The 451-nt window shown below is 53.9% G+C and carries 1 pseudogene; it reads left to right on the plus strand.

Annotated features, from left to right (window positions below):
- Positions 1 to 4 precede the first annotated feature (4 nt).
- A pseudogene (locus C5C07_RS22060) lies at positions 5 to 385 on the plus strand (hypothetical protein); the annotation flags it as partial.
- Between the last annotated feature and the right edge of the window lie 66 nt (positions 386 to 451).

Raw genomic sequence — 451 nt, forward strand, 5'->3', positions numbered from 1 at the left:
TCATATGGATCGGCAGACAACGGGTGCAGACTGAGCTCGGATAGTTGCTCGGCAACTGTCCGAGTTGGGTGCGGCAAATTGGATCGTCTCTGAAGCGGGCTGGTCGAACGAGCCAACCAAGCGCGTCTTCGAACGGCTCAGCGGCGACGGTATCTTCTACCGCGTCGACAGCGGTACTCACACTACGTACTATCTCGATTACCGCCTAAGTGATGTGGGAGGTGATGTACCTCCCGGACGACAGAATACTGTTGGAGAACATATTGAGCGTCTCGCCGACATGAACTCGCAGATTCGGGGTTAGGAGGTCGAATCTGAGGTCAATTCTCCGTACCCGCTTCGTGGGACGCTCACCGAGAAGTCTCTCGACGCTGACGAAGAGGACCACCACTGTAAGACCATCTTATTAGACACTCACCAATTGTGGGCTAATCGGAAAGAAATATGCTTC

Source organism: Haloferax sp. Atlit-4N (genome assembly GCF_003383025.1).
In the GTDB taxonomy this organism is placed as follows: Archaea; Halobacteriota; Halobacteria; order Halobacteriales; family Haloferacaceae; genus Haloferax; species Haloferax gibbonsii.